The organism is Amycolatopsis sp. A133 (assembly GCF_031082405.1).
Lineage (GTDB): Bacteria > Actinomycetota > Actinomycetes > Mycobacteriales > Pseudonocardiaceae > Amycolatopsis.
Window position 1 is genome coordinate 90,842 of sequence record NZ_JAVHJU010000043.1, and the last position, 21,325, is coordinate 112,166.

At 72.4% G+C, this 21,325-nt stretch carries 17 protein-coding genes; 6 read left to right on the plus strand and 11 right to left on the minus strand.

Features of this window, described 5'->3' with window-relative positions:
• The gene (locus Q5425_RS27605) at positions 1-6,414 is read right to left on the minus strand and encodes a type I polyketide synthase (RefSeq protein WP_308675230.1); all 6,414 of its coding nucleotides are present in this window, start codon (positions 6,412-6,414) and stop codon (positions 1-3) included.
• Between the two features lie 185 nt (positions 6,415-6,599).
• Positions 6,600-7,712: an FAD-dependent oxidoreductase gene (locus tag Q5425_RS27610; RefSeq protein WP_308675231.1), complete on the minus strand. Its 1,113-nt coding sequence runs from the start codon at positions 7,710-7,712 to the stop codon at positions 6,600-6,602.
• An 89-nt stretch (positions 7,713-7,801) separates the two neighbouring features.
• On the opposite strand from Q5425_RS27610, the gene Q5425_RS27615 reads away from it, so the two are divergent.
• Positions 7,802-8,281 carry a MarR family transcriptional regulator gene (locus tag Q5425_RS27615; RefSeq protein ID WP_308675232.1) on the plus strand — a complete coding sequence of 160 codons (480 nt, stop codon included), beginning with the start codon at positions 7,802-7,804 and terminating at the stop codon, positions 8,279-8,281.
• A gap of 301 nt (positions 8,282-8,582) precedes the next feature.
• Entirely contained in the window at positions 8,583-9,431 is an 849-nt protein-coding gene (locus tag Q5425_RS27620; protein ID WP_308675233.1) for a hypothetical protein, read from the plus strand.
• A 502-nt stretch (positions 9,432-9,933) separates the two neighbouring features.
• Here the strand turns inward: Q5425_RS27620 and Q5425_RS27625 are convergent.
• From Q5425_RS27625 to Q5425_RS27635, 3 genes are all read right to left on the minus strand, one after another.
• Positions 9,934-10,725, minus strand: coding sequence for an FHA domain-containing protein (locus tag Q5425_RS27625; RefSeq protein ID WP_308675234.1), 792 nt, complete (start codon positions 10,723-10,725; stop codon positions 9,934-9,936).
• Complete coding sequence (locus Q5425_RS27630) at positions 10,722-11,846, minus strand: right-handed parallel beta-helix repeat-containing protein (RefSeq protein WP_308675235.1); 1,125 nt, start codon at positions 11,844-11,846, stop codon at positions 10,722-10,724. Before Q5425_RS27630 ends, Q5425_RS27625 begins: the two co-directional genes overlap by 4 nt.
• A 164-nt stretch (positions 11,847-12,010) precedes the next feature.
• A complete protein-coding gene (locus Q5425_RS27635) occupies positions 12,011-13,789 on the minus strand; it encodes a serine/threonine-protein kinase (RefSeq protein ID WP_308675236.1) in 1,779 nt (592 codons plus the stop codon).
• Positions 13,790-13,939: 150 nt separating this feature from the next.
• Between Q5425_RS27635 and Q5425_RS27640 the strand changes: the two genes are divergently transcribed.
• Positions 13,940-14,401 (plus strand): hypothetical protein, encoded by a 462-nt coding sequence (locus Q5425_RS27640; RefSeq protein WP_308675237.1) that lies wholly within the window; start codon positions 13,940-13,942, stop codon positions 14,399-14,401.
• Positions 14,402-14,404: 3 nt separating this feature from the next.
• On the opposite strand, the gene Q5425_RS27645 is transcribed toward Q5425_RS27640, so the two are convergent.
• The 5 genes from Q5425_RS27645 to Q5425_RS27665 form a co-directional block, all read right to left on the minus strand.
• Complete coding sequence (locus Q5425_RS27645) at positions 14,405-14,941, minus strand: RDD family protein (RefSeq protein WP_308675238.1); 537 nt, start codon at positions 14,939-14,941, stop codon at positions 14,405-14,407.
• Between the two features lie 108 nt (positions 14,942-15,049).
• Positions 15,050-15,700 (minus strand): response regulator transcription factor, encoded by a 651-nt coding sequence (locus tag Q5425_RS27650; protein WP_308675239.1) that lies wholly within the window; start codon positions 15,698-15,700, stop codon positions 15,050-15,052.
• Positions 15,700-16,890 (minus strand): histidine kinase, encoded by a 1,191-nt coding sequence (locus tag Q5425_RS27655; protein ID WP_308675240.1) that lies wholly within the window; start codon positions 16,888-16,890, stop codon positions 15,700-15,702. The genes Q5425_RS27650 and Q5425_RS27655 overlap by 1 nt, the downstream gene beginning before the upstream one ends.
• 25 nt (positions 16,891-16,915) lie before the next feature.
• Positions 16,916-17,362: a hypothetical protein gene (locus Q5425_RS27660; protein ID WP_308675241.1), complete on the minus strand. Its 447-nt coding sequence runs from the start codon at positions 17,360-17,362 to the stop codon at positions 16,916-16,918.
• Between the two features lie 183 nt (positions 17,363-17,545).
• Positions 17,546-18,373, minus strand: a complete 828-nt coding sequence (locus Q5425_RS27665) for an SAM-dependent methyltransferase (RefSeq protein ID WP_308675242.1) — start codon at positions 18,371-18,373, stop codon at positions 17,546-17,548.
• Positions 18,374-18,560: 187 nt separating this feature from the next.
• On the opposite strand from Q5425_RS27665, the gene Q5425_RS27670 reads away from it, so the two are divergent.
• The 3 genes from Q5425_RS27670 to Q5425_RS27680 all read left to right on the plus strand — a co-directional run bounded on the left by Q5425_RS27670 (position 18,561) and on the right by Q5425_RS27680 (position 20,868).
• Entirely contained in the window at positions 18,561-19,397 is an 837-nt protein-coding gene (locus tag Q5425_RS27670) for an alpha/beta hydrolase (protein WP_308675243.1), read from the plus strand.
• Complete coding sequence (locus Q5425_RS27675; RefSeq protein WP_308675244.1) at positions 19,390-19,977, plus strand: WHG domain-containing protein; 588 nt, start codon at positions 19,390-19,392, stop codon at positions 19,975-19,977. Before Q5425_RS27670 ends, Q5425_RS27675 begins: the two co-directional genes overlap by 8 nt.
• Before the next feature lie 87 nt (positions 19,978-20,064).
• Positions 20,065-20,868, plus strand: a complete 804-nt coding sequence (locus Q5425_RS27680; RefSeq protein WP_308675245.1) for an alpha/beta hydrolase — start codon at positions 20,065-20,067, stop codon at positions 20,866-20,868.
• Positions 20,869-20,871: 3 nt separating this feature from the next.
• On the opposite strand, the gene Q5425_RS27685 is transcribed toward Q5425_RS27680, so the two are convergent.
• Positions 20,872-21,228, minus strand: coding sequence for a VOC family protein (locus tag Q5425_RS27685; protein ID WP_308675246.1), 357 nt, complete (start codon positions 21,226-21,228; stop codon positions 20,872-20,874).
• Between the last annotated feature and the right edge of the window lie 97 nt (positions 21,229-21,325).

Sequence of the window (21,325 nt, forward strand, 5' to 3'; positions counted from 1 at the left end):
TTAATCGACGGACGTGGCCGGAGAGCGGAAACGCCTGGAGCCCAAGAGGTACCGGGCCAGTGCGGCGACGGTGGGCCGGTCGAAGAGCACGGTGGCGGGCAGGTCGGTGCCCGACAACCCGGTGAGGCGGGTGCGCAGCTCGATCACGGTGAGGGAATCGAACCCGAGCTCCGGGAACGGGCGGTCGTCGGCGATCACGGCGGCGTCCGGGTGGCCCAGGACCGCGGCGACCTCCGCGCGCAGCAGCTCGCGCAGCTCGGGCTCGGCCGGGTTCTCCGGCCAGCTGGACGGCACCGGAGCCGAGCGCGCGGCCGAAACGCCGGTCGGCGGGGCCATCGACGCGGCCGGGTCGAACCGGACGAGCACCAGCACGGGTTCGGCCGAGCCGAGCGCCGCGTCGAACAGCGCCAGGCCCTGCTCGGCGGTCAGCCCCTCGACGCCGGACGCGTGCATGCGCCGCCGGGCGGTGGCCGAGATCCGGTCACCGAGGCCGGTGCCGAGCTCCCACAGCCCCCACGCCAGCGACAACGCGGGCAGGCCGGCCGCGCGGCGGCGGCACGCCACGGCGTCCAGCACCCGGTTGGCGGCCGCGTAGTTGGCTTGCCCGGCCTTGCCGAACACGCCGGCGATCGAGGAAAACAGGACGAAGGCCGTCAGCGGCAGGTGCCGGGTCACCTCGTCGAGGACCAGCGCCGCGTCCACCTTGGGGCGCAGCACGACGTCCAGGCGTTCCGGCGTCTGGGCCGCCAGGACGCCGTCGTCGACGACGGCCGCGCTGTGCACGACGGCCGTCAACGGCGGATCGCAGCTGCCGGCCAGCCGCACCACCGTGGCCCGATCCGCGACGTCGGCCGCGACGATCCGCACGTCCGCCCCGAGTTCCCGCAGGGACGCCGTCAATTCCCCGGCTCCGGGCGCCGCCGGCCCGCGCCGGCTCACCAGCAGGAGGTGCCGGACGCCGTGCGCGGTGACGAGGTGCCGGGCCAGTGCGGCACCGAGCGCTCCCGTCCCGCCGGTGATCAGCACCGTCCCGCCCGGGTCGATCGGGCGCGCCGGCGCCGGGGCGGTGCGCGTGATCCGCAGGACGTGCGGCACTCCGTCGCGGATGGCGATCTGCGGCTCCGCGCTGCCGCCGGCGAGGTCCGCCACCCGGGTCACCGGGAATCCCGGCTCGAGGTCGACCATGCTGATCCGGCCCGGGTATTCCGCCGCGGCCGCGCAGCCCAGTCCCCACACCGCCGCGGCGGCGAGGCCGGGATCGGAGCCGGTCGCGTTGCGGGTGACCAGGAGCAGCCGGTCGGCGCTGCCCTGCCAGTCGTGGAGCACGGTGAGCGCGTGGCCGGCCGCCGTGCGCACATCGCCGGCCGCGCAGTCGATTTCGACCGTCCGCACCGGCTCCGCGGCCGCCACCGGCGGCATCGGTATCCACTGTGGACGGTAGAGCATCGTGTCCGGCGCCGCCATCGGCCGGGTCGTCAGTGACTCGATCCCGGCCGTCGGGTTCCCGGCTTCGTCGTACAGCGTGACCCGGACCGCGCCGGCGCCGAGGCGAACACCGTGCACCCTGGCTCGCCGCGCACCCGCCGCGTAGACGTCGACACCGCTCCAGAGGAACGGCACCCGCGGCTCGGCCGCCGGCCCCTCGGCCAGCGCGGTCGCGTGCACGGCCGCGTCCAGCAGGACCGGGTGCAGCTCGAACCGGCCCCCGACGCCCGGCGGGAGCTCGACCTCGGCGAAGAACTCGTCACCGAGCAACCACAACCGTTGCACGGCCCGAAAAGCGGGCCCGTAGGCGTGCGCGCGGTAGGCCTCGGCGACGTCGGCTTCCACGGCCCCGGCCGGCGGCCACTCCCCGCTCCAGCCGGGCGGGAGCGGGCCGCGCGGGCGCAGCTTCCCCCCGGCGTGCTTCCGCCAGCGCTCGTCGTCGCGGGCCCGGGCGTAGACGTCGATCCTCGGCCCGTTCACGACGACCTGGACGTGGACGTCCGCACCCGCGTCCAGGCGCAGCGGGGCTTCGATCACCAGTTCCCCGACGCCCGCTTCGCCGGCGTGCAGGGCCAGCTCGGCGAACACCGTCCCGGGCACCAGCGCGGATCCGCCGACGACGTGGTCGGCCAGCCACCGGTGGCGGCGGACGCCGAGCGAGCCGCCGTGCACGACCCGCGGCGAGTCGGGCGCCGCCAGCGCCGGACCGAGCACGGCGTGGTCGCCGCCGGTCTGCTCCGGGGACGGCTGGTCCAGCCAGTACCGGGTGCGCTTGAACGGATACGTGGGCACCGGCGTGATCCGCGCGCCCGAGCCGGCGAACACCGCGGTCCAGTCGACCCGGACGCCCGCCGTGTGCACCGCGCCCGCCGCGGCGAGCACCCCGGTGCCCGACATCGTGGCCGGTGCGGTGGGCAGGACGCCGGCGGTCAGCCGGCCGAGCACCGGCGCCGGGCCGATTTCGAGGCCCACGACCGGGCCGGGAGCCGCGGCCGTGGCGAGCGCGCCGGCGAACCGCACGGTCGAGCGGGCGTGCCGACGCCAGTGGCCGGGCTCGATCTCCCCGACCGGTTCTCCGGTCACGCACGAGACGAGCGGGAGGGCGGGGCGGTGGTGCTTCAGCCCGGCAGCGACCTCGTGGAACTCGTCCAGCATCGGGTCCAGCAGCGGCGAATGGAAGGCGTGGCTGACCCGCAGGAGCGTTCCCCCGCCGAAGCGATCGGCGAGCGCCGTCGTCGCGGCCCGCTCACCGGACAGGACCACCGAACGCGGCCCGTTGACCGCGGCGACGGCAACGGCGTCGCCCACGAGCGGAGCCACGTCCGCCTCGGTGGCCTCGACGGCGATCATCACCCCGCCGCCGGGCAACGCGGCCATGAGCCGGCCGCGCGCCGCCACGAGCGTCGCCGCGTCCGCCAGTGACAGCACGCCGGCGACGTGCGCGGCGGTGATCTCGCCGATCGAGTGTCCCAGCAAGACGTCGGGGCGCAGGCCCCACGACTCGAACAACCGGTACTGCGCGACGCCGAAGGCGAACAGCGCGGCTTGCGCGTGGTCGGTGCGGTCCAGCGCTTCCCCGCCGGTGAAGGCGACGTCGCGCACGCCGCCGCCCAGGGCTTCGCACGCTTCGTCGAAGGCGTCGGCGAACACCGGGAACCGCTCGGCCAGTTCCCGGCCCATCCCGGGCCGCTGCGCGCCCTGCCCGCCGAACAGCACGGCCAGCCGGGTGCCGCCCCGGACGGTCCGGCCGAGCACGCGCCCTTCGGCGACGGCTCGCAGGGCCTCCCGGTTCGCCGCGGGCACCAGCACGCGGTGCGCGAGCGGCGTCCGCCGGGCGAGGGTGTAGGCAGTGTCGGATACGTCGACGGTGTCGGGCACCTCGGTCAGCCCGGCGGCGACGAGCCGGAGCGCGTCGCCGTCCGCGGCGCTGAGCAGCCAGGGCGCCGCGGGGAACGGCCGGCGGGCCGGAGTTTCCGACGGCGGCGCCTCCTCGACGATCGTGTGCGCGTTGGTGCCGCCGATCCCGAAGGCCGACACCCCGGCCCGGCGGACCCGGTCGGTGCGCGGCCACGGCCGGGCCTGGTCCAGCAGCGCCACCCCGCCCGCCGACCAGTCGACGTGCGGGCTCGGCTCGCCGGCGTGGAGCGACGGCGGGAGTTGCTCGTGCTGCAACGCCGTCACCACCTTGATCACCCCGGCGATCCCGGCGGCGGCCTGGGTGTGGCCGATGTTCGACTTCACCGAGCCCAGCCACAGCGGCTCCCGGCGCGGGCCACGCCCGTACGCCGCCATCAGCGCGTCCGCCTCGATCGGGTCGCCCAGCGGGGTTCCCGTCCCGTGCCCTTCGACGGCGTCGACGTCGCCCGCGGTCAGCCCGGCGTCCGCGAGCGCCGCCGCGATCAGCGCCTGCTGGGCGCGTCCGCTGGGCGCGGTCAGGCCGTTCGACGCGCCGTCGGCGTTCACCGCGGTGCCGCGCAGCAGGGCCAGCACCGGGTGCCCGTGCCGGCGGGCGTCGGACAGCCGTTCCAGCAGGAGCACCCCGGCGCCCTCCGACCACGCCGTGCCGTCGGCTCCGGCCGCGTAGGACCGGCACCGCCCGTCCGGGGAGAGGCCGCGCTGCCGGCTGAAGGCCAGGAAGGTCCGCGGGGTGGCCATCACCGTGGACCCGCCGGCGACCGCGAGCGAACACTCCCCCGCCCGCAGCGCTTTCACGGCCAGGTGCAGCGCGACCAGCGACGACGAGCAGGCCGTGTCGACGGTGAGGGCCGGCCCGGTGAGCCCGAAGGTGTAGGAGATCCGGCCCGAGGCGACCGCGTGCGAGGACCCGATGCCCAGCCACGCCTCGAGGTCGTGGGAGCTGGTGAACCGGCTCGCGTAGTCCTCGTTCATCACGCCGACGAACACGCCCGTGTCACTGCCGCGCAGCGTCGCGACGTTGATGCCGGCCCGCTCGAACGCCTCCCAGGACGTCTCCAGCAGCAACCGCTGCTGCGGGTCGGTCGCCAGCGCCTCCCGCGGCGAGATGCCGAACATCCCGGCGTCGAAGTCCGCAAAACCGTCGAGGAACCCGCCGCGGCGGGTCACCGAGTGGCCGATCCGGTCCGGATCCGGGTCGTACAGCCCCGCCACGTCCCAGCCGCGGTCGGCGGGGAACTCCCCCGTCGCGTCCACCCGGTCGGCCACGAGCCGCCACAGGTCTTCGGGTGAGCGCACCCCGCCGGGGAACCGGCACGCCATCGCCACGACGGCGATCGGTTCCGCGGACGGCGCCGGGCTCGCGCGCGGCGGCTCCGCCGGGCTCGCCTGGCCGAGCCGCGTCAGCTCGGCGATCACCGCACCCGGCGTGGGGAAGTCGTAGATCAGCGAGTGCGGGACGGGCACCCCGGTCAGCGCGGTGATCCGGTGCCGGAACTGGACGCCGGCCATCGAGGACAGCCCGAGGTCGGTGAAGGGCCGGTCCCGCCACCCGTCGCCGCCGTCGTGTCCGCAAAGGACTGTCAGCTCGGCCCGCACCACCGCGGCGAGATCCGGCTGCTCCGGCGCGCTCGCCATGGCGTTCCGCTTCGGTTTGCCCGACGCCGTCCGCGGGATCGCGTCGACTTCGAGGTAGGCCACCGGCACTTTGTGGAGCGAAAGCCGGCTGAGGCAGCGGCGGCGCAGCTCCTCGGCGTCGAAGCCGTCCGGCCCGGCGACCACGAACGCCACCGGCACCTGCCCGACGACGTCGTCGGGCCGGCCGGTCACGAGGACCTCCCGCACCGACGGCGACTCCTCCAGCACGGCCTCGATCTCGGTGGGGTGGACGTTCTGGCCACCGCAGACGATCACGTCGTCGACCCGGCCGTCGAGCAGCAGCCGGCCGCCTTCGAGCCGGCCGGCGTCACCGGTGCGGTACCAGCCGTCGCGCAACGGCGGCTCGGTCTGCCCGTGGTAGCCCAGCATCAGTCCCGGGCCGCGGACGAGCACCTCACCGGCGTCGATCCGGACCTCCATGCCGGGCACCGGGAGCAGTCCCGGTTCACCGGGTCGCTCCACCGCGATCTTCCCGCCCGTTTCGGTGCTCCCGTAGCCGTCGACGAGGGGCAGGCCGAACAGCTCCCGGACCGCGGCGCGGGTCGCCGGTGTGCACGGCGCACCGCCGGTCAGGCACAGCCTCGGCGGGACGAGCGGGCCGTCGGCTTCCTGGTGGAGCCGCAGGTAGGTGGCCGGTACCCCGGCCAGCACGCAACCCGGGTACCGGGCGAGCAGCTCCGGCGAGCAGCCGTCGGCGAGCCGGGTGTGCGCGCCGAGCGCGATCGTGGTGGTGAAGGCGAGCGACAGGGCGTAGGCGTGGTGGAGCGGCAGCGGCCACACCACGGTGTCGCCGGTCTCGATCCCGAACACGGGGACGTAGCAGGCGGCGGCCGACCACAGCAGCGCGCGTTGCGAAAGGAGAACGCCCTTCGGCCGCCCGGTGGTGCCGGAGGTGTAGAGCAGCCAAGCCGGCTCGTCCAGGCCCAGGTCGTCCCGCGGGGTTCCCGCCGACGGCGGCGGGTTCTCGACGAAGAGGACCCGCAGCCCGGGCCGGCCCTGCCGCAGCCGTTCCGCCATCGCGGCGTGCCGCGCCTCGGTGACGAGAAGCGTCGCCCCCGAGTCGCCGGCCAGGTGAGCGAGCTCGGCCTCGGTCGCTCGCCCGCTCACCGGCACCCCGACGGCCGCGGCCCGCAGCACGGCCAGCAGCGACACGACGAACTCGACCCGGTTGCCGACGTGGACCAGCACGCGATCGCCCCGGGACACGCCGAGACCCGCGGCGAAGTCCGCACTGGCGCGGGCCAGCTCACCGTAGGTCAGCGTCCGGCGGTCGTCGGAGTAGGCGGGGCGTTCCGCGGGGTGCGCGGAAAGCGCTGTCAGCAGCGGCCTGATGAGCTCGGTCCGGATTTCCTCCACTGCTCCGGGTATACCGCAACCACCGCCCCGCCGCCCCCACCGCGTCCGTTCGGGCAACAAGACTGCCTCGGGTGATCATCGAGCACCTTCTCGAAGCGGGCGCGGGGGCTGCGCTCGTGGCGGGCGAGTGCGGTGGCGGTGTGGGCTCCCGCCGCCGGCCGGTCCCAGGCCGATCCGCCGGGCGCTCATCGGGCCTCGGTAGCCGGCTTGAACCGTTGCGCGAACTGGGCGGTGAAGAGGTCCGCTCCCTTGCGCCGGACGACTGTCTCCAGAGGCGCCGCCACGGCGGCGCCTTCGGGGCCGGGGAGCTGGCCCACACCGGCCTTGGTGCCCAACGGCAGGAAAATCCGCGGAACCGACGCCGGCTCGTAGACGGATCCGGGCTGCTCGCCGCGTAGCCGAGCCCGGATGTTTTCGACGACGACGGGCGCCTGCGTCTGCGCGTGGGTGGCCATCTTGGCGTCGGGCAGATCGGCGATGTCGCCGAGCGCGTAGACGTTCCGGTGGCCGACCACGTTCAGGTGCGCGTCGACCGGAACCGTGTGTCGCTCAGTGAGTTCGACGAGGGCGCCGTCCTCCAGGTAGCCGGTGTTGACCCGCGCGCCGAAGCTGCGGAACCAGATGTCGGCGGAAATCGGCTCGCCGGTGTCCGTCAGCACCGTGAACGCCGTCTCCGTTCCGGCCTCGACGGGCGGCAAGGCGGTCAGCGACGTGCCGAGACGCAGCTCCACCTTCAGCTCCTCGAGCTGGCGGCGGAGATCGTCGCGCACCTCGGGGAGGAAACCGGGGAGAAGCTCGGGCGCCGGATCGACGATGGTGATGCGCTTGTCCGGCCACACCTCGCGGATCTCGCCCGACAGCTCGAGCCCGACCGGGCCCGCCCCCAGGATCAGGACCCGTTCGGCGCGCGCGAGCTGGTCGTTCGTGTGGCGCAGATCCGCCACGGCCTGCGCCGCACTCGTGGCTGCGTGCCGGGGGTGCGCCGGGTACGAGTGGCTCGACCCGGTGGCCAGGACGAGGTGGCCGGCATCAACGCGGCCACCCGAGGCCAGGGTGACGCCGGTGGAATCGGCCGACGTCACGGTGTCCCGGAGCACGTGGCCGTTGTCCAGCAGGGTCCGGTAGGCGAAGAACGGGCGGTGAGCCCAGTCGGGTCGCGTCAACGCCCGCAGCGAACCCGCGTAGTTGACGAACGCATCCCGGGGATCGATGAGCGTGACCTCCGCGTCGCCGTCCAGCGACTTCGCGACGAGGGTGCCGGCGTACCCGCCTCCGACGACCACGACTGCCGAGTTCATGTGCTGCGCCTTTCGCCGACAAGAGTTGACACGACAACTCTAGCCGGACGAGTTGTCGTGTCAACTTCGAGTTGGGTAGCATGGTTCACATGGCCACTGCTGCATCCCTGTCGTCGGCGGAATGGGCGTTCTGGGACTCGTGGATGCGGGCCCAGCGCCTGCTGGCCAAGGAGGTCGACCGGGTCTTGCAGCGCGACTTCGGGATCTCCAAGGCCGAGTTCAGCGTTCTCGTGACCCTGCAGGCGGCTCCCGACGGACAAATGCGGGTCACCGACCTGGCCGAGTCGCTCGACTGGGAGAAGAGCCGCGTTGCGCACCAGCTGACGCGGATGGAGCGTCGTGGGCTGCTCGAGCGGAGCGAAGCGGGCGCCGCCGGCCGCCGGACCGGCGTCACGCTGACGCCATCGGGCAAGGAGGTGGTCGAGCGCGCGATCCGCGGGCACGCACACACCATCCGCCGGCTCGCCTTCGACCGGCTCTCACCCGAGCAGGCCGCAGCGATCGGCGCTTGGAGCAGCGGTCTGGTCGAGCACCTCACAGCGGCTTCGGCCGAGCCCGGCGAAACCTGAGGTCTGCGTCCGCACGCGGATTCGAGGAGCCCGCTGCCGGCGCTGCGGTCTGCTTCCGTCACCAGAAGTGGATTACGGTCTTACCGATCGTCCGCCTGCTCTCGGCCGGTCAGGCCGTCGAGGATCGTCACCTGACAGTCAACCGCAAACAGCTCCGACGGAGATAACGCAGCTACCGGCCATTGCACCAGAACCCCGATCGAGCTCTTTCCGCTCTCCTTAAAAAGGCCGTGGCGGCGGCAGTCGCGGGGATCCGTCGTCGTAGGATGCCTGCCGACACGAGACCGAAGGTGAGCTCTCCATGCCAGCCGAGGAGCCGGACGACGGCAAGCGTGCCGTCCCCGCAACGACCAACGAGGTCAAGGGCTCTTCGGTCGGCACTCTGGTGCAAGCAGGAACGATCCACGGCAAGATCAAGGTCCTGAACCTCCATTTCAGCACGATCGGTTTTGTGCTCGTCTGCGCCGCTGTCGCCGTGGTTTTGGTGGCCGGTTTGTTGTGGCTGCCACCCGGCCGCCCGGAATCCGGGACCGGCGCCCATCCCCCGCAGCCGCCCGGGATCGTGCTGCAGAAGGTGAGTCACGCGTTCAGCCCGGAGCTGGACCGGGTGGCGGTGTTCGTCCACAATCCCGCCACCGAAGCCGTCCCCCTCGCGAATATCGATCTCTACCTCGATTTCGACGCCAGAAACTGGTGGCACGACCCATCGGATCAGGAAGAGTGGCACTTCGAAGTCGGCAGCAAAATGTTCCTCGGCCCCCAGAACCGGGAGGGGGAAACCCGCCTGCACGGCACCGTCCGAGCCGCCGGCACCCAGTTCGACCTGCCTCTGATCGGCCAGGGTTTCGTCGCCGAAGACGGCAGCTGGCGACGCCTGCTCACCTTCTCCACCCAGGCTGTGCTGCCCGCCGGGCAGACGACCGAGGTGACGATCGACCTCCCCGCCGAGTTCCCCGTCAAAGCGGCGGGATCCCACAACGGAGAACTGAAGGAAGTGCACTTCGATCCGACCAGAGGTTCGCTCTTCACCCACGTTCTGATGCGCACGCCGAGTTCAGTTTCCCACGCCTGCGACTTCGTCCGCCGGAATCCGGACCCCGCCCTCTGCGACACGGTCGACCCCGCCGCAATGGTGACCGCACCACGGTAGGGCAATGCCGGAACATCGGCTTCGAGCACAGGCCTTACCAGACACAACCGGAACCCTGCCCCGCAGCATCTTCCGGAACGGGATGGCACCGCAGTCCTGGCACAGCGTCGCGCACGCCACGCGCAGGGACTGGCAACCGGCGCGCGGGCCGAAGGGTACGGGCTCCGCCGACCGTCGGCGCTCCAGTTCCTCGTCCAGTGCGGCCAGCGCGGGAGCCAGTGCTCGGAGGTACGTGGCGCGCGGGGCCTGGAACAGCCGGCGCCACCATGGTGCGAGCAGACCGAGTGCCACCCGGCGGCCCTCCAGGAAGGCTCGCCGCAATCGGGGGTCGCGCCGGTCCCTCAGCCGATGCGCCGCGCTGATCAGGCCCTTGACACAGCTCTCCGCCCTCGGCGACGTCACGTGCCTCCGGCGCGGGCCGGACCGCCGTCGTCCCGGCGGCCGCTCCTGCCGGTGTCGTGGCTTCTTGGGCTTCCGTTTCTCGGACCGCGGCATGACGCCGTCATCCGGGGAACAACGGTGGCTCGGGGAGCTCCAGCCATTCGAGGTCCATCGGCACCAGGGTCGTCGAGAGCACCAGCTCGCGCAGCAGGTTCACGGTCAGGGTCAGCCCCACCGGCTCCCCCACCTCCTCCCGGCGCAGGCCGTGCACCCCGGCGTCGGAAAGCCGCTGCCGCACCCGGGAAACCAGGTGCTCGACGCGCTTGGCCGTCCAGTTCTCGTGCGGCCGCCGCTCGGCGAGCTCGGCGGCCGCCTGCTGCCGGGACAGCGGCAGCGGCTGGGGGTCGTAACCGAGGTAACGCTGCCCGAGCACCGCCAGCACGAGGTGCTCCTCCGGGGACAGCCGCCAGCGTTTCGGCGGCGCCGTCGGTTGTGTCGGGCGGCGCGTGACGACGCCGGCCTCGCCGTCGGAGACGAGCAGCTCCAGCACGTGCTCCCGGGTGCCGCGCAGGAACAGCGCGGTGTAGCCGTCGGCCAGCGGCAGTGGTTCGCTGTCGCGGTGCAGCAGGACGCTGTCGGACAGCCGGATCGGCGAGCGGCCGGTGTTGCTGAGCCACCAGCGGTCCCGCTCGTGCACGAGCAGCCCGTGGACCCGGCTGATCCGCACGTCCTCCTCGCCGACGCAGACGTCGACCTCCAGCCGGTTGCGCCCGAAGGTCACCCGCTTCCCGGGCGACGGCGGCACCGCGACGCCGCCGGTGACGGTCAGCGCGCTCAACATGCCCGGCACACTGCCGGCGACGCCGTGGCGCAGGCTGCGCCCGCGGTGCGGATCGAGGCGTTCGGTGGTCACGGCCACCTCCGTTCGTAAGCACCGATGTCGAAGCCCGCGCCGGCGGGCCGGGCGACACCGTCGAGATCGAACCCGGGGGCGCGCTCGGGACTGCCGGCGTCGACCGCGGCCGAGCCTTCGGTGAGGTGGTAGTCGCCGCGGGCCGGATCGGCGAACCCCGGGTCCCCGGTGAAGTTGTGATCGGCGGCGAACGGTCCGGCGTCGATCGGTCCGTCACCGAACACGTTGTTGCGCAAGGTGTTCCTTCCGGTGAACCGGTCGGCGTCGATCAGCAGGGAGCCGCGGGTGTTGCCGGCGAAGGTGTTGTTGACGATCGTCAGGTCCCGCATGGTCCCGCTCGACTCGACCCAGAGGCTCAGCCCGGCCTGCGCGTTGCCGGTGGACAGGTTGTCGAAGACCCGGATGTCCGAGAGCAGCCGGCTTTCCGAGTAGTCCTCGACGGCGAGCCCGATCCCGGCCTTGGTGGCCTCGCGGGTACCGCCGACGACGTTGGCGTAGATGTCCACAGTGGACGAGGAGTCGACGTAGACGTCCGGGCCGCCGTTGCCGGTGACGACGTTGTGGTGGATCTTCACCCGGGCGGCGTCGTCGTACTTGACGTCGATGCCTTCCTCGCCGTTGTCGTGCACGCGGCAGCCGGACACCTCGACGTCCGACGAGCCCGAGGCGATGCTCAGCGCTTCGTGGTCGGCCGAGGTGCCACGGGAGTTGGTGCCGCGAATGTCGCAGCCGGTGATCCGCACCCGCCGGGTGCCGACCAGCACCAGCCCGCCGTCGCGGGAGCCGTCGACGCCGAAGCGGTCGAACACGAGGTCGTGCGCGCCCTCGGCGTACACGCCGAAACCGGTCGAGCCGGACACGGTCACGTCGGTGAACTCCAGCCAGCCGTGCCCACCCACGGCCAGCAGCCCGGCCCGGCCGCCGGCGCCGGTCAGCACCGCGGTGCCGCCGATGCCGGTGAACCGGATCGGCCGGCCCGGGGCGCCGTCACGGCGAACCGTCAGCCCGCCCGGGTACGTGCCGGCCTCGATCGCGACCGTGTCACCCGGGCGGGCCCGGTCGGCCGCGGCCTGGACGGTCGTGAACTGCCCGTGCGGCCCGACGCGCCAGGTTCGCGGCACCGGTCCGGCAGCCCCCTCGGCTGTCGGACCGGCCATGGCCACCACTAGGAGCGCCACTCCGGCCAGTACCCGTGTCGCCACTGCTCGTCCCGTCTCCTCCGGCCCGCGAACCCGGTTCCGGCTCTCCCCTTTCTAGCCGGGGCGGCCGGGGACCGGTCCCCGGCTCACGGCAGCCGCCGGACGAGGACCTCCGCCAGCGATCGCGCGGTCGCGCACAGCGCGGCCCCACCCGCCGCCTCGGTGTCCTCGACGGAGACCACGGCGACCTCGTCCCGGTTCGAGGGAGTGCCGTTCAGCACCGGCAGGGCCGGGGTGTAGGAGCGGTGCACGACCTTGACGGCGCACTCCGGGTGCCCGCCCGGCACCGGCGCCACGACGGCGGTGCGGGTCCCGATGCGGATCCGCTCGCCCGGCACGTCCGGGTCCGCCTCGATGGGCCATTCCCGGGTGAACTGCACGTCGATGGTGCGCGGATCGGCCTCCCACGTGCAGTCCCAGCGGCCGAACCCGCGGTCCGGTTCCTTGGGCCGGCCCAGCGCACCCGAAGTCGCGGCGTCGTCGAGCAGGGCGCAGGCGTCGACGTGCGCCAGTGACCACTCCGGGAGCGGGGCGCGCCGCGGCAGGGGCCCGTTGGCGAGCATGGCCAGCACACCGGACAGCACCGCCTCCGAGAAGGTGCACAGCGGCGCGTCCTGCGCGTCTTCCAACCGGTGTGACGTGATGACGACCCGGTTGGCGTCGGCCAGCGAAATGGCACGCTCGCAGACGCCGTCGTGGACCTCCGGATATTCGATTTCGCCCATCTTGCCGGGCACCGGCGGCCGGGGCGGGTACCGCAGCGGGCCGGTCAGATCGAGCCGGGTCTGCACCTGGCCCTTGTCGTCGGCCAGCGTGGTCGTGACCACGCAGCTGCCGAAGTTCAGCACCTCGGGGTCCACGAACGGCTCCCCGAACGAGGTGAGCGAGTTGATCGAGATCGCGGCGCACGGGTCCGTCCCGGCCGGGTCGGCACCCAGGGTGTTCGCCCCGCCCGGTGCGCCGTCGGTGGTCGTCCACAGCGGCCGGCCGACGACGAACCCGGCCACCAGCGCGGCCACCGCCGCCAGGGCGGCCCCGGCGAGCAGCCGGCGGCGCAGGCGGCGGCGCGATCGCCGGGGCGCGGGCGCGTCCGCCGTGAGCAGCGTGACCGCCTCGGCGGCGCCGGGCCGGTCGGCCGGGTGCCGGGCCATCAGCGCGGCGAGCACCGGGGCGAAGGGCCCGGCGCGAACGGCGGGCTCGGGCCGTCCGGCGGCGGCGCGGCGCATCTGCGCGAACGGACCGTCCTCGCCCGTGCCCCACGGCGACCGGCCTTCGATCGCGGCGTAGAGGGTGGCGCCCAGGGAGAAGACGTCCGAGGCGGGCCCGGCTTCGGCGCCGTCGGCCACCTCGGGCGAGACGTACCCGAGCGTGCCGGTGAGCTGGGCGCCGCCGGTGCGGGTGACCTCGGTCCAGCGGGCGATGCCCAGGTCGGTCAGCTTGGCGACATCGTCCGCGGTCACCAGGACGTTGCCCGGCTTGACGTCGCGGTGGACGATGCCGCGGGCGTGCATGTCCGCGAGCGCCGCGGCGAGCTGCGCGCCGATCCGCCGGACCCGGTCCTCGGGCAGCGGGCCACCGTCGTCGACGAGTTCCTCGAGGCTCCGGGCGGCCAGGTATTCCGTGACCAGCCACTGGGCGTCCCCGTCGACGACGGTGTCGAACACCGTGACGACGTTCGAGTGCAGCAACCCGGCCCCGATGCGTGCCTCCCGCCGGATCTGCCCGGCGTCCTCCCCCAGCGACCGCTTGAGCGTCACCTGCCTGCCGAGCTCGAGGTCGACCGCCCGCCAGACGACACCCATGCCACCCCGGCCGAGCTCCTCCTCCAACCGGTAGCGGTTGGCCACGACTCGCCCGTTGCTCACGTGAGCAGTCTACGAAAAAACGTGTCGGTCTGCTGACACCGCGTCACCGCGGCGGCGGGCCGAACCGGTTCGCCCTGGCTGGTTCTTCGGGACCGGTCCCCGGGATCCCGCCCGATACTGCGGACGCACACGCGAAGTCGTGGGGGAACAGTGACGAAGACAGGCGAGTACCCGCAGGTGCGGCTGGCCTGCGTCCACGGCGATCGACAGCGCGAGAACGGTTTTGCCTCCACGACCACTGTCCGGTACTCGCTGAGCGACATCCCGGTTGCGCGGCCCGCCACCGGCCTCGCCGAAGCCACGGTGGCCTGCGGCTCGTGTGCGAGCCGGATACGGGTGCGTGTGTTCAGTCCCGCCGGACGCCGGCGGTGGAAGCTGGCTTGGTTCGGGCTGTTGCTGTCCGGGGCGTTGCTCGCCACACCGTCGACCATCCGCCTGATCGCCTTGGACGCGCTCGACGACCCGGACCCGCTGGCGTACGTGCGGCCGGTGCTCACCAACGTACTCGGCCTCGGCGGTGTGGTCGTGGGCGCCAGGTTCCTCTTCACCGAAGACGGCGTCCGGCTCACTTCGTTCTGGGGTGACGCCGGCCACCGCCTGCGCCGGTGGTGAGCGTCAGCTGCCACCAGGTCCGGAATCGCGGAAGACGTCGGCGGGAGAGCCGTGGATGGTGGTCATGGCGGCGAGGCCGTCGGTGCCGGCGTGGTTCGTGCGGACCACCAGTGTTCGTGCCACCAGGTCACCGATCCGCTGACCTCGCTTGGTCAACACCATGCTTGCCACCGCCACCAGCCCCAGCAGCAACCCGTCGACCGTGAGCAGGACCCACCGGATCAGGTAGGCGCGGCCCTTCGGCCGCCCGCCTCGCAGGGTCTCGATCCGCAGTCCCATCACCAGCATCCCGGGCGTGACCCCGCCACGACGCAGCGGCACCCAGATCTGGATCAGGAGGTCGCAGGCGTACGCCGCCCCGACAAAGGTGATCGCGGGCGCCCAGAGGATCGCCTTCGGCGGCACCAGACCCCACTGCATCAGGGGGATGACCACAACCCCGGCCAAGATGGCGACAAGCACCCCCACGCCGACGGCGAGGGCCCAGTCCAGCACGGCCTGGACGACACGACGGCCCGCCATCCCCAGCCGGTCCGTCACCTCGGCCGCCCGGCCGGTTTCCGGTCGTGGCCCACCTGATCGGGCCGAGGTGATCACCGCGCTCTCAGCACACCCGGCGAGTCTTGCACACCAGTCAAGCACGGGCAGTCAGCTGACCAGGCCCTGCCGCCACGCCCAGACGGCGATCTCCGTGCGGTTCCGGAGCTCGAGTTTGCGCTGCACGCTCGTCAGGTGGGTCTTCACCGTCGAAAGGGAAACGCGGAGGTCACCGGCGATCTCCGCGTTCGTCCGGCCGCGGGCGACGGCGAGCACCACATCGGACTCGCGGTCGGTCAGCGGCGTCGCCGGCGGCTGCGAACGCCGCCTGACCTTTTCGGTGAACTGCGCCAGCAGGCGCACGGTCACCGACGGCGAAACCATCGCCTCGCCGTTGGCCGCCGCGCGCACGGCGTCCACCAGCATCCGCGGGCCCGCGTCCTTGAGCAGAAAGCCACAGGCGCCCCCGAGCAGAGCGGCGTAGACGTTCTCATCGGCATCGTAAGTCGTCACCACCACAACGCGCAGCGGCTGCGCCACCGCCGGGCCGGCCAGCAGCTCGGTCGCCCGCAGACCGTTGACCTTGGGCATCCGGATGTCCATCAACGTGACGTCGGGCCGCAACCGTTGCGCCAACCGCACCGCGGCTTCCCCGTCGGCGGCCTCGGCGATCACTTCGATGTCCGGCGCGGCGTCGAGCACCAGCCGGAAACCGGTGCGGACGAGCACCTGGTCGTCGGCGATGAGCACCCGGACGGCCATCAGATCCCTCGCGGCAACGCACCGAAGGGAGCGTCCTCGGAACCCAGCGGCAGCCGGGCGGTGACCCGCCAGCACGAGCCCGCTTCCCGTGCTGCGGTCAGGCTGCCGCCGAGCATGGCCATCCGTTCCGTCATACCGATGATCCCGAATCCGCCCGGCGACGCGAGCGGTACTCCGGGAACGCCGTTGTTGCGCACTTCGACCACGAGGTCGTCGGCTTCGGTACGCGCGGAGACCGACACCTCGGTCGCCGACGGCGCGTGCCTGCGAACGTTGGTCAGCGCTTCGGTCACGACGCGGTGGACGGTGGTGGCCAGCTGCGCCGGGACCGGCAGCTGGTCCAGCTCCTCGGCCACCTCCACCCGGGCCGCGGATCCCGCGGCTGCCCGCAGCGCGTCGCCCAGCGCCGCTCCCGGCAGCGGCGGGACGTCCTCGGTGTCCCTCAGCATGCCGACGAGGCGGCGTGCGGCGGCCAGCGCTTCCCCGCCCGCTACCTCGATCTCGCGGTAGACGGCGGCATGGTTCCCCTCGTCGGTGCCCGCCTCGGTGATGGCGCGGGCCGCCTGCACCCGGACGACGATCCCGCTGACGTGGTGCGACACCAGGTCGTGCAGTTCCCGGGCCAGCTGCAGGCGTTCCTGGCCGCGAACCCGCTCCAGCGCGTCCCGCTGCCGGACGTCGGCCGCCCGGAGGATCAGGCCGACCCCGAGGCAGGCACCCCAGTACGCCGCGGCGGCCACCGCGAACAGCGCCACCGGCACGTCGACGCCGTACCGGAGCAACGGCGCGGCGATCATCACGACCCCCAGCGCCGGTGCCAGCGCGGCCGCGTGCTTCGGCGCGAGCTTGCGGCCGGCCGACGCGGTGAACAGCCCCGCGGCGACGATCTCGGCGATCGCCGGCTGTGGCCGGGCGTGGCCGGTGGCCTGAGCGGCCGTGCTCATCGCCGACAGTGCGGCGACGACGATCCCCAGAACGCCGATGTGGCGGGGGAACCGCCGTCGCAGCACGGCCAGCACCGGTATCGCCGCACCGGTGGAAGTCACGACCCCGGCCAGCTGGGCCGCCACACCGTGGGCGGCACCGGGCACCCGCACCGTCAGCACGCTGTCGGCGACGACGGCCGCGGCCAGTACCGCGATCTCCGTGCCGAGCATGCCGCGCCGGGCGCGGGTTCCCGCTGTGCGCATGGCCGCCATGATCCACCGGCCGGCGTCAGACCGCGCGCCGGACCCCGGCGATGTAGCGGTTCGACGGCGGCAGGTAGCTGAGCACGGTCGCCACGACGGCCACACCGCAGCTGAGGTAGCCGGCCCAGGACGGCTCCGTGGTGAGCAGCGACGCGGCCTGCAGCAAGGTGAACACGGTGAGCACCACCCGCGCCCAGTTGCGGCCCGCCTTGAGCTTGAACGACAGCCACAGGTAAACGATCGCGACGACTGCGGCAACGGCGACCGGGAGGGCCTGCGCCACCAGGGTGAGCCGGTCGAGCTGGTCCTGCGCCACCTGGGGGTTGGACTTTCGCAGAGCCGCCTCGATCTCCTCACGCGAGGTCAGGATGAGCAGCCCGCCGGCGATGGCGGACACCGTGGAGGCCAGGAAGCCGAAGAACGCGGCGATGATCGTGCTGGGCGGGTTCTCCCGCACCGTCTCGGTAGTCATAGCGGGAAAATTAGGGCTTCGCGTCGCCCGGCACCGGCTGAGATCCGGCCTTCTCGTACTTTCGGCCGAGGCGGAACGGCGGGCCGGATCTCGGTTGCCCGGGCCGCGGCGCCGCTCGCGGCGGTGGGTTGTCCGGGGTGCGCCTGCGGTCGCGGTCGATGACCGGAGCCTCGATGCCGGTGCTCAGCCGACGCGGGCGACGCCGGCCAAGCCGCGGGCTTGGGCGGGGTCGTCGTCGAGGGCGTTCCCGGGCCGCCATTGCGGCAGCCACACCAGCCCGGGCTCGACCAGCGGAAGGTCGCCGAAGAACGCGGCTATTTCCGCACGGTTGCGCATGATGGCGGCGTGGTTGGTACGCCGCTGGTACTCCTGCGCGACCTGCCGGCCCGCGTGCTGAGTCTCTTCGTCCCCCGGGTCGACGTGGATGTGGGAGAGCGCGAGCAGGCTGCCCGGCGGCAGCTGGGAGCGGTAGTACTCGAGCACCTCGTGCGGGTTGCGCTCGTCCGGCATGAAGTGCAGCAACGCGACCAGCAGCAGCCCGACCGGCTCGCGCGGGTCGATCAGCCGGGTCGCCAAGACCCGGTTCCAGAGCCGGTCGCGGTCGAAGAAGTCCGCGTCCAGGGCGGTGTGCCGCAACGGATCGGCGGTCTGCTCGAGCAGGATCTGCGCGTGCGCACGGGCGATCGGCTCGTTGTCGATGTAGACGACCCGGCACTGCCCGGGAGCGGCCCGATCGGCGACCTCGTGCACGTTGCCCTGCGTCGGCAGACCCGAACCGATGTCGACGAACTGCCGGATTCCCCGGGCCACCATGAACCGCACCGCCCGGCCCAGGAACGCGCGGTTGGCGCGGGCGAAATCGCGGATCTCGGGCAGCACCGCCAGTTGCGCCTCCGCGAAAGCCTGGTCGACGGCGTAGTTGTGGGTACCACCGAGCAGGTAGTCGTAGACCCGCCCGACCGACACCTTGTCGACCGCCGCGCTCAGCCGGCTCGAAACGTCCTCGTTCATCCCCGTCACTCCCCAGCGCTCGGTCGGCCGTGCCGGGCACACCCTACCGCCGCCGAGGACCGAAATGGCCGGCTTCCGGACGGGCCGTGAGCTCACCGCGCAGCACCACGGCAACCTCGTTGACAAGCCAGGCTAATGCCACTAGCTTTAGCGGAAATCGAATTAGCTAGCGCCGTGAAGGGCCATCATGACCGAGTACCTGAGCATTGCCGGCAAGTCCATCGCCTACGACGTGAGCGGTGCGGGACCCCTGGTGGTCCTGGCGAACGGAATGGGCGACAGCCGCCACTCCTATCGGTTCATCTCCCCGGCGCTGGTGACCGCCGGCTACCGCGTCGCCAACGTCGACATCCGCGGCACCGGGGACTCCAGTGCGGAGTGGGAGGGCTACAGCCGCACCGACATCGCCGGTGACCTGATCGCCGTCGTGCGCCACCTCGGTGGTCCGGCCGTGATCATGGGCCAGTCGATCAGCGGCGGCGCGGCGACGATCGCGGCCGCCACGGCACCCGAGCTGATCGCCGGGCTCATCGAGCTGGCCCCGTTCACCCGCAAGCAGTCGGCCAGCCTGGGCGGGCTGGTCCGGGTGAAGCGTTACCGGGCCGGGTCCACCCAGCTGGGCCTGACCATGGCCCTGGGAAGCCTGTCGGCGTGGAAGAAGTACCTCGACCTGGCGTACCCGAGCAAGCCCGCCGACTGGGACGCCGAGCTGGGCCGGATCGAGGCCAAGCTGAGCGAGCCGGGCCGGATGACGGCCCTGCAGGCCATGTGCAAGACCTCTCCGGCCGACGCCGGCGCGCAGTTGCCCAACGTCCGGTGTCCCGTCCTGATCGTTGAAGGCAGCCTCGATCCCGACTGGGCCGAGCCCCGCGCCGAGGCCGAGAAGATCGTCGCCGACCTGCCGGCCGGCCTGGGCGAGTTCGCCGTCATCGAGGGCGCCGGCCACTACCCGCACGCCCAGACCCCGCACGAGGTCCTCGCGCTGGCCCTGCCCTTCCTCGCCAGGACGCTGACCCATGCCTAGGGCCGGCCTCGACGCGGCCTCGGTCACCGCGGCCGGCGCCGCCCTGGTCGACGAGGTCGGCTTCTCCGGGCTCAGCATGGGTCTGCTCGCCGAACGACTCGGGGTCAAGACACCCTCGCTCTACAAGCACGTCGCCAACCAGGCCGATCTCACCCACCGGATCGCCGTCCTGGCCATGAACGAGTTCGCTGATGCCATCCGCGACGCCATCCAGGGTCGAAGCGGTCGCGAAGCCCTGGTCGCCGGTGCGCACGCGATGCGAAGGTACGTGCTGGACCATCCGGGCCGGTACGCGGCCGGCAACGTGGCGGGCGTCCACGGGCCGGACGACCCGCTCGTCCCGGCCGTCCAGCGGGTGCTCGCCTCCTGGGCGGCCATGCTGCACGGGTACCGGCTGAATCCGGACCAGGAGATCCACGCCCTGCGGATGCTCCGCAGCACCCTGCACGGATTCGCGACCTTGGAAGCCGGCGGCGGTTTCCGGATCGACACCGAGGTCGACGACAGCTTCACGTGGATGCTCGGCTTCATCGATCACGGCCTCAAGGCCGATCGGCACGATCCCCTGTCCGCCCGCTGAGATCCTCTTCGCCTGCTGAAGACCTGACTTGGCTCAAGATCGCTGATCTTGGGTAGGGTGCTGGCTGTTGAGCTGCGGTTTCGTCGTGTGAACGGCGAAAATCTGCGCACTAAGCGGCCGGTTCCAGGGGTCTGCCCATCGCTTCCCGGTTACGGCTTCAGCGACAAGCCGGCCGCGCCGGGGTGGGGGATCGAGCGGATATCCGACGCGTGGTGCGAGCTGATGGCCCGGCTCGGCTACCGGCGGTTCGGCGCCCAGGCCAGCGACTGGGGCACCAGCATCGCCACGAGCATCGGTCAACGGCAACCCGATCGGGTCGCCGGCATCCATCTCATGCCGCCGCTCGCACCGCCCGATCCGGCCACGTTGGACGACCTCACCGGTGCCGAGCGGGCGGCGCTCGCGACACTGCGGGAGGCGGACGAACGGGGCTCCGGATACTCGGCGCAGCAGTCGACCCGGCCGCAGACGGTCGGCTACGGGCTGGTCGACTCGCCGGCCGCCCTCTGCGCCTGGATCGTCGAGAAGTTCTGGTCGTGGACCGACTCCGGTGGCGACCTGCATCGGGTTATTACCCGGGATGAGCTGCTCGACAACCTGATGCTCTACTGGCTGCCCGGCACCGGTGCCTCATCCGCCCGGCTGTACTGGGAAAGCCTCCGGCAGGTCAACGAATGGATCTCCGGGTCGGCCGGCGCGCCGGTGACCGTACCCACCGGCTGTTCGGTCTTCCCCAAGGAGCTGCAGCGCCCGTCTCGGCGGTGGGCGGAGCGCCGGTTCCCGAACATCCGGTACTGGAACGAGCCCGGCAAGGGCGGCCACTTCGCGGCGTTCGAGCAGCCGGCGTTGTTCGTCGACGAGGTCCGGTCATTCTTCCGGCTGGTCCGCTGATGGTCACCCGTACTCGGTAAGCGGCTGGCTAAAGATCAACAAGTGCCCATCGGGTGTCCGTACGTTGAAGTCGCGCATCCCGTAGGGCCGGTCAGCCGGTGGCTCGACGATGTCGGCGCCGCGGGCGCGCAGCTCGTCGTGGCAGGAATCGACGTCGTCGACGACAACCGTCACCCTGGCCGGGCCGACGCTGCTTTCGGCGTACAGGTGGAACTCGGCGGTGTCGCGGATCACGGCCGCGTAGCTAGGTGGGGTCTCCCAGGTGAATATGGTGTCGAATCCGAGCACGTCCGTGAAGTACGACCGCGCTGCCTGCACATCTCGGCACGGCAGCACGGGAACCGCCACCCGCATGACCATTCCGTCACCTTACCTGACTTTGGCTCAAGATCGCTGATCTTGGGTAGGGTGCTGGCTGTTGAGCTGCGGTTTCGTCGTGTGAACGGCGAAAATCTGC

Coding starts and splice junctions, on each gene's coding strand:
- Q5425_RS27610 (WP_308675231.1), bottom strand. CDS start 7,712: ATGAACTCGGCAGTCGTGGTCGTCGGAGGCGGGTACGCCGGCACCCTC.
- Q5425_RS27615 (WP_308675232.1), top strand. CDS start 7,802: ATGGCCACTGCTGCATCCCTGTCGTCGGCGGAATGGGCGTTCTGGGAC.
- Q5425_RS27620 (WP_308675233.1), top strand. CDS start 8,583: ATGCCAGCCGAGGAGCCGGACGACGGCAAGCGTGCCGTCCCCGCAACG.
- Q5425_RS27650 (WP_308675239.1), bottom strand. CDS start 15,700: ATGGCCGTCCGGGTGCTCATCGCCGACGACCAGGTGCTCGTCCGCACC.
- Q5425_RS27655 (WP_308675240.1), bottom strand. CDS start 16,890: ATGCGCACAGCGGGAACCCGCGCCCGGCGCGGCATGCTCGGCACGGAG.
- Q5425_RS27660 (WP_308675241.1), bottom strand. CDS start 17,362: ATGACTACCGAGACGGTGCGGGAGAACCCGCCCAGCACGATCATCGCC.
- Q5425_RS27665 (WP_308675242.1), bottom strand. CDS start 18,373: ATGAACGAGGACGTTTCGAGCCGGCTGAGCGCGGCGGTCGACAAGGTG.
- Q5425_RS27670 (WP_308675243.1), top strand. CDS start 18,561: ATGACCGAGTACCTGAGCATTGCCGGCAAGTCCATCGCCTACGACGTG.
- Q5425_RS27675 (WP_308675244.1), top strand. CDS start 19,390: ATGCCTAGGGCCGGCCTCGACGCGGCCTCGGTCACCGCGGCCGGCGCC.
- Q5425_RS27685 (WP_308675246.1), bottom strand. CDS start 21,228: ATGGTCATGCGGGTGGCGGTTCCCGTGCTGCCGTGCCGAGATGTGCAG.